Raw genomic sequence first — 7203 nt, 5'->3', positions numbered from 1 at the left:
AGCGTGGCCGGCGCGGCGGCCGGGGTGGGCGGCGCCGCGGGCGGCGCGGCCGGGGCGGCGACCACGACGGTGCCGGCGCGCCCGCGCCCGGCGACCTGGCCGTCCTCGACCAGTCGCTGGTACGCCTCGACGACCACGCCCCGGGAGACGCCGAGATCGACGGCGAGCACCCGGGTGGCGGGCAGTCGACCGCCGACGGGGAGCCGGCCGTCGGCGATGGCGTGGCGCAGCTTCCCGGCCAGCCAGTCGGCCCGGCCGCCGGGTGGGGCCTCGGCGATGTCGAGGTGCAGGAAGTCCGACCCGGCCGTTATGGACCTCTCGGGTGCCTGTGGTTTGGCCCTGCTCATCGGACCATCATGGCAGCAGAGTGGGAGGCGACACCACGAGGAGGACCGCCGTGACCATCGCCTTCCTGGTGACCACCCTGGTCGTGGTCGCCACCCCGGGCGCCGGGGTGCTGTTCACCCTGTCCGCCGGGCTGAGCCGGGGGCGGCGGGCCAGTCTGGTCGCCGCCGTCGGCTGCACACTGGGCACCGTGCCGCACCTGGCGGCGGCGGTGACCGGGCTGGCCGCGCTGCTGAACTCCAGCGCGCTCGCCTTCCACCTGCTGAAGTACCTCGGGGTGGCGTACCTGCTCTACCTGGCCTGGGCGACCCTGCGTGACCGCGACGCGATCGCCGTCGACGCGGACCCCGCGCCCCGGTCGGCGGCCCGGGTGATCACCACGGCGGTGTTGATGAACCTGCTCAACCCGAAGCTGACAATCTTCTTCGTGGCGTTCCTGCCGCAGTTCGTGCACCCCGGTGCGCCGGACGCGCTGCCCCGGATGCTCGGGCTCAGCGCGGTGTTCATGCTGGCCACCCTGGTCGTCTTCGCAGGTTACGGTCTCTGCGCCGCCGCCGTACGCCGGCACGTGCTCGACCGGCCGCGGATCACCGCCTGGCTGCGCCGGGGCTTCGCCGGCTCGTTCGTCGCGCTCGGGCTGCTGCTGGCCCGCGCCGAGGCATGAGAGGACCGCACATGTACTTCCAGCACGCACCGCAGGTCTGGGCCGCACACCCCGGGCTGGTCGCCGGCCTGCTGTACGCCGAGGGCGTCGACGGCAAGCCCCGCGCCGACCTGCCGCTGGCCGACCTGCACGCGGCGGCCCGGGAGCGGCTGGCCGCCGGCACCGAGGCGAGCTTCCCGGAGATCCAGGCGTGGCGACGGGCGTTCGCCCGGATGGGGCTGGCCCCGACGAAGTACCGTTGCGCGTCGGAGTCGCTGCTGCGCCGGCTGCGCACCGAGGATGCCCTGCCCGAGGTGCACCCGCTGGTCGACCTGGGCAACGCGATCTCCGCCGCGTACGCCGTCCCGGTGGGGATCCTCGACGTGACCCGCATCGGCGACGGCATCGAGGTACGGCCGGCCCGGGGCGACGAGCGGTACCTCACCTTCGGCGGCGCCGAGGAGCACCCCGACCCCGGCGAGGTGATCTTCGCCGACCCGCGGGGGCGGGCCCACGCCCGGCGCTGGACCAACCGGCAGAGTGGCTGGTCGTCGGTCCGCGACGACACCGCCACCATCCTGGTGGTGGTGGAGGCGATGCACGACTCCGCGTCGGAGGACGTGCCGCGCCTGCTCGCGGCGCTCGCCGGTGAGCTGCGCCGGGGCTGGGGAGTGTCGTCGCGGTGGGCGCTGCTGACGCCGGCCGCGCCCCGCTTCGAGTTCTGAGCGCGGCCGGTGGGTCGCCATGACTCTGTCGGACCGGGCGGGCACACTCGGGGGCATGAAGAAACCGAAGGTCGTCTCTGCCGAGGAGTGGCAGCAGGCCCGCGACGAGCTGCTGAAGGCCGAGAAGGAGCTCACCCGCGCGCAGGACGCGCTGGCCGCGCAGCGCCGCCGGTTGCCGATGGTCCGGTTCGCCACCGACTACGTCTTCGACACACCCGCCGGCCCGAAGACCCTGCTCGACCTCTTCGACGGGCGAGACCAGCTCGTGGTCTACCAGTTCATGGACAACGGCCCCGACCACTACTGCCCGGGCTGCACCTACCTGACCGACAGCGTGCCGGTGACCGGGCTGGCCCGGCTGGCCGAGCGCGGCGTGACCTGGGTGACGGTGTCCAACATGCCGCTGGCGCAGATCGAGGCGTACAAGGCGCAGCGGGGCTGGACGCTGCCGTTCGTGTCGTCGCACGGCACGTCGTTCTCGGCGGACTGCGGGGCCGGGCGGGGGTTCATGCTCAGCGTGTTCCTCCGCGACGGTGACCAGGTGTGGCGGACGTACAACACCACCGCCCGGGGCGTCGACCGGCTGGTCTTCGTCAACAGCATCCTCGACCTCACCCCGTACGGCCGGCAGGAGGACTGGGAGGATTCCCCGCCCGGCTGGCCGCAGCACCCCACGTACGGCTGAGGCGCTAGTCATGCCCTGGCCGCCGGCGACAGCACCGCGGCGGCCTCGGCGGACGCCCGGTTGAGGCTGGTGGCCCGCCGGATGGGCGAGACCAGCAGGCAGCGGGCCCGGAGCAGCAGAACGCTGCCGGCGACGGCGATCGCGCCGGCCGGGGTGCGGCGCCGGATCCGGTGCGACCGTCAGGCGGCGTCGCCGGGGGCGAGGTGGCGGTAGCCGGGCACGGTCTCGGCGAACCAGCCGTTGACACTGGCCAGGCCGCGGCCGTTGAGCTGGGCGTCGTGGATCGGGAAGACCCGGGCGGCGCCGACCGTACGGGCGAAGTCGATCGCCTCGGTCAGCTTCAACCAGGACGCCTGCGCCGGGACCAGCAGCGTCTCCACCGGCCGATCCGGCCGGTGGAGCGAGTCGCCCGGGTGGTAGACCGCGTCGGCGACCAGGTAGCCGAGGTTGACGCAGTCGGGTTGGCCGCCGTGGATGGTGGCGTGCCGGCCGCCGAGCGCGGTCACGTCGAGGCCGGCGGCGGTGAAGCGCTGCCCGGCACCGACCCGGGTCACCGGCAGCGGGGCCAGGTCGGGCAGCTCGGCGCCCTCGGGTGCGTAGACCGGCACGCCCAGGCCGGCCAGGCGCAGCACGTCGACGTGGTCGGCGTGCTCGTGGGTGACCAGCACGGCGTCCGCGCCGGCCAGGGCGCGGGGTTCGCTCCAGGTGCCCGGGTCGATGACCAGCACCCCGCCGTCATGCTCCAGCCGTACGCAGGAGTGGGTGAACTTGGTGATCAGCACCCGCTCGACGGTACGCCGGTGGCCGGACCGGCGGGTGCCCGGCGGCGGCTCGGCGGTCGCGGAGAGCGCCGCGTTCGCACAGACGGGGCAGCTCGACAGCGCCGCCGGTAGCACAAGGGACAGGGTCGGTCAGCGGTGCTGGGCGTGGGTTCCGTGCCGGGGTGGGCGGCCGGGCGACTGGCCCGGTTCCACCACCACGAACTGACCCATCATGCCGGCGTCCTCGTGGTAGAGCAGGTGGCAGTGGTACATGTACGGCACGTCCGGGTCGCTGTGGTCGGTGAAGCGCAGGGCGATCCGGATCGGCCGCTGCGGCGCCAGGTACACGGTGTCCTTCCAGCCGCTCAGCGCCGGTGGTGGGGCCGCGCCACCGACCGAGAGCACCTGGAACTGCACGTCGTGCACGTGGAAATTGTGCGGGGTGCCGTCGCGGTTGACCACCTCCCACACCTCGGTGGTGTCCCGGGTGACGGCGAAGTCGATCCGGTCCATCTCCATCGACCGGTCGTTGATGTCCCGGCCCGAGAAACTCAACGTCCGGGTCGCCGCGGCGGCGGCCGGGTCGAGCCGGTCGAGCGGCACCAACGCGTCCGGCACCGCGGGCGAGGCGGCGAGGGTACGCGCGGCACGCAGCTCCAGCACGTCGAACCGGTCGGCGCCCCCGGCGAACCGGTCGGCCAGCGCCCCGACGCCCAGCTCGGGCGCGGTGCTGCGCAGGGTCACCCGCTCCCCCGGCCGGACGTCCACCACGATCTCGGCCCGCTCGCCGGGCGAGAGCTGCACCCGGTTCACCCGGGCGGTCCGGGGCAGCAGCCCGCCGTCGGTGCCGATCAGCGCGAACGGCCGGTCGTCCGCCAGCCCGAAGTTGTAGGTGCGGGCGGTGGAGCCGTTGAGCAGCCGCAGCCGCACGCGTTCGGTGCGCACGTCGAGGTAGGGCCCGACGGTGCCGTTGACCAGCAGGGTGTCCCCGAGCACCCCGATGCCGGCGAACACGTTCCGGGTCACCTTGAACTCCCCGCTGCGGGAGAAGTTGCGGTCCTGCACGATCACCGGAAAGTCGTCGACGCCGTAGCGGCGGGGCAGCGGCAGGGCCGCCTCGCGGTCGTCGTCGAGGATGAACATGCCGGCGAGCCCCCGGTAGACGTGCTCCTCGGTCTGCCCGTGCGGGTGCGGGTGGTACCAGAGGGTGGCGGCGGGCTGATCCACCGTCCAGGTGGGCGACCAGGTGGCGCCGGGGCGGATCGTCTGGTGCGGGCCGCCGTCCATCCGGGCCGGCAGGTGCATGCCGTGCCAGTGCACGCTGGTCTCCTCGGCGAGCCGGTTCACCACGTTCACCACCACCTGCTCGCCGCGCCTGGCCCGCAGCGTCGGCCCGAGGAAGTCGCCGTCGAACCCTGCGGTGCGGGTGATGCGGCCATCGCCGTGGAAGTCACGCCGGCCGTCGCGGGCCAGCAGGTCGAACACCCGCCGCCCCCGGTCGTCGACCCGTGAGTCGGCGAGGGGCGGCACGGCCAGCGGGCGGACGAAGTCGACCGCGCCCACGGTGTCGGTGCCGCCGCGGGCGAGCGCCCAGCCGGCGACGGCGGCACCGCCGCAGCAGAGCACGAGCACGACGGCGAGCACGCTGACGAGGACGCGGACGAGGGGTCGTCGGGGGGCGGTCACGGTGGTACCTCCAGCAGAGTCGGTACCTGTAGCGTGACTTCATATGCGGGCGGCGGCGAGTGGATCGGGCCGGTTTCCGGGGCCGCTCCGGGATGCCCCTGACCCCGTGGTGCGGCGTGGTACGGGGCACCCGCAGGGGCGGACCGGGCCCGGACGGCGGGAGCCATCCGGGCTTGGTGCGGTGGCGCCTACCGGCCGACCCGGGACTCCCCGGCCGCCGTCACGATCGCGTCCTGCTCGGCGGCGTCCAGCACGCCAGCGTCAACGAGGTCGCCGGTGACCGAGGCGACGTGCGCGACGAACGCACCGTGGCGGTCCCAGTGCGCCTCGTCGCGGATCAGGTCGTTGACCGTGCAGCCGTCCTCCGCGTACCGGTTCGGCACGGCGGTGACGGTGCCGGCGGAGACCGTCGGGCGCAGGTCGGAGCGTGGGCAGGCGTCCGCCTCCGGGACGTACCGCAGCAGGTGGGAGCCGTACTGGACGGCCCGGTTGGCGGCCTTGACGCCGTTGCGGAACCACAGGTTGCCCTGGCCGTCCTGGGTCAGCCGGTAGGTCTGGGCGTCCCGGATGACCCGCACCGCCTTCGACAGCGGATCGATCTTGAGCAGGTAGCCGTCGAGGGAGGCGTAGACGTACTCGTCGGCGGCGCTGACCACCAGCTCGTCGGCCACGCCGGAGTAGCCGCCCGGTACGTCGACGCGGTGGGTCACCGCGCCGGTCGCCGGGTCGAGCACGAACACCTCACCGTCGGCGAGGCCCCAGATCATGCCATCCGGGCCGGCGACGAGCGAGGTGATCGCGTCGGCGCCCGGCACCGGGACGTACTCGGCGATCTTCTCGCCGGTCTCCAGGTCGGCGGTGAACACCTTCGCCTCGGCTGCCCGCGGGACGGTGCCCCCGCCGCCGCTGATCGTCGTACCGCCCCAGAGCCGGTCGCCGACCACCGCGAGGGCGACCACGCCCTGGTCGGTGACGATGTCCCGCCGGGTGGTGCGGGCGCCGGTCGTCGTGTCGTACACGGTCAGCGCGCCGCCCCACAGCCCGTAGTCCGGGGTGCTGCCGACGTAGACCCGGCTGCCCGCGGAGGCGAAGGCGATCGGCCGGTTCTGGCCCTCCGGCTGGAGGCGGAACAGCTCGCGCGGGTTCGTGCCGAGCCGGTACGGCTGTGCCGGGTCGTACACCAGCACCCCGCCGTACGGGTACACGCCCTGATACATTCTGCCGCCGTGCCAGCCAAAGCCGTCGGCCTGCCCGAGCCGGCCCACATTGGCCGCCGTGCCGGTGGTCGGGTCGAGGACGGCGAGGTTGCCGTTGATGTAGAGGTTGGTCCAGATCCGACCGTCCGGGCCGGCGGTGATGTTGTTGATGTCGAGGGCCTGCGGCGGGAACGGCAGCCGGTACCGCTCGCTGGCACCGGTGGCCGGGTCGTAGCGCAGCGCCTGCCCGGCGTAGTTGCCGATCACGGCGTACAGCTGGCCGTCGAGGAAGCCGAACCCGATGCCCGCTCCGTCGCTGCGCACCGGCGCGCCGGCCGCGTCACGCACCGGCCCGACGGTGTCGGTCGGCAGGTCGTAGCGCCAGAGCTCGGTGCCGGAGGTGAAGTAGACCGACCGGCCGTCGGGGGCGAGCGGTGAGGTGCCGCGCGAACCCATGCTGAACCCGTCGGCGAGGACGGCACCGGTGTCGGGGTCGAGCACGAGCGCCTGGAGCTTGTGGCGCTTGACGAAGAGCTTCCCGCCGACCAGGTTGACGTCGTACGGGTAGTTGGCGTCGCCGCGCAGCGCCTCCGGCCAGATGTCCCGCTTCTCCCCGGTGGCCAGGTCGACCCGGACGAGGTGGCCGGCGGTGCCGACCGCCGCCCAGAGCACGTCGCGGGCGGGGTCCACCGCCACGTCGACGACGTACTGCTCGCCGGGGTACATCCGGCCGTGGTCGCGGAAGCCTTCCCCCGGCGCGTAGGAGAACACGTGCGCCCCGGGGTAGGTGCCGCCGTAGACGCGGCCGTCGGCGCCGGGGCGCAGCCCGTACAGCACGGTCTGGCCGGGTACGGGCGCGCCGAGGTCGACGGTGGCGCGGGTCTGCGGGTCGTACGAGTAGAGGTGGGCGTTGGGGTAGCTGCCCGCATACACGGTGCCGTCGCCGGACTGGGTGATCCCCCACGCGCCGGAGGAGTCGGCCAGATAGGCGGTGTGGAGCAGCTCCCGGGTCACCGGGTCGGTGACGCTGAGCACCCCCGGTGATCCCATCTGGACGCCGTAGACAACCGGCCGCCCGCCGGCCCCGGTGCCGTAGTGGGCCTCGAAGACGGTGAGGGCGGTCTGCTGGACCCCGAAGTCGGTGACGGTGCCGGGGCCGGCG

At 73.8% G+C, this 7203-nt stretch carries 6 protein-coding genes and 1 pseudogene; 3 read left to right on the top strand and 4 right to left on the bottom strand.

The features are described from left to right. Positions 1-347 (bottom strand): GntR family transcriptional regulator (locus tag C1I99_RS27235; RefSeq protein ID WP_146604066.1); only part of this gene is annotated, 347 nt, incomplete at its 3' end. 50 nt (positions 348-397) lie between these two features. Between C1I99_RS27235 and C1I99_RS27230 the strand changes: the two genes are divergently transcribed. The 3 genes from C1I99_RS27230 to C1I99_RS27220 are packed head-to-tail and all read left to right on the top strand — an operon-like array spanning position 398 to position 2398. Continuing rightward, on the top strand, positions 398-1009 hold the full coding sequence (locus tag C1I99_RS27230; protein WP_111137070.1) for a LysE family translocator: 612 nt from the start codon (positions 398-400) through the stop codon (positions 1007-1009). A gap of 11 nt (positions 1010-1020) precedes the next feature. Beyond that, positions 1021-1713, top strand: a complete 693-nt coding sequence (locus tag C1I99_RS27225) for a B3/B4 domain-containing protein (protein ID WP_111137069.1) — start codon at positions 1021-1023, stop codon at positions 1711-1713. 55 nt (positions 1714-1768) lie between these two features. After that, positions 1769-2398 carry a DUF899 domain-containing protein gene (locus C1I99_RS27220; protein ID WP_111137068.1) on the top strand — a complete coding sequence of 210 codons (630 nt, stop codon included), beginning with the start codon at positions 1769-1771 and terminating at the stop codon, positions 2396-2398. Positions 2399-2577: 179 nt separating this feature from the next. On the opposite strand, the gene C1I99_RS27215 is transcribed toward C1I99_RS27220, so the two are convergent. The 3 genes and pseudogenes from C1I99_RS27215 to C1I99_RS27205 all read right to left on the bottom strand — a co-directional run. Next, complete coding sequence (locus tag C1I99_RS27215) at positions 2578-3180, bottom strand: MBL fold metallo-hydrolase (RefSeq protein WP_111137071.1); 603 nt, start codon at positions 3178-3180, stop codon at positions 2578-2580. Between the two features lie 129 nt (positions 3181-3309). Further along, entirely contained in the window at positions 3310-4845 is a 1536-nt protein-coding gene (locus C1I99_RS27210) for a multicopper oxidase family protein (protein WP_111137067.1), read from the bottom strand. A 188-nt stretch (positions 4846-5033) separates the two neighbouring features. Next, positions 5034-7203, bottom strand: a pseudogene (locus tag C1I99_RS27205) (PQQ-binding-like beta-propeller repeat protein); the annotation flags it as partial.

The organism is Micromonospora deserti (assembly GCF_003236335.1).
Classification (GTDB): domain Bacteria; phylum Actinomycetota; class Actinomycetes; order Mycobacteriales; family Micromonosporaceae; genus Micromonospora; species Micromonospora deserti.
This window is presented reverse-complemented; position numbering and strand designations above follow the sequence as displayed.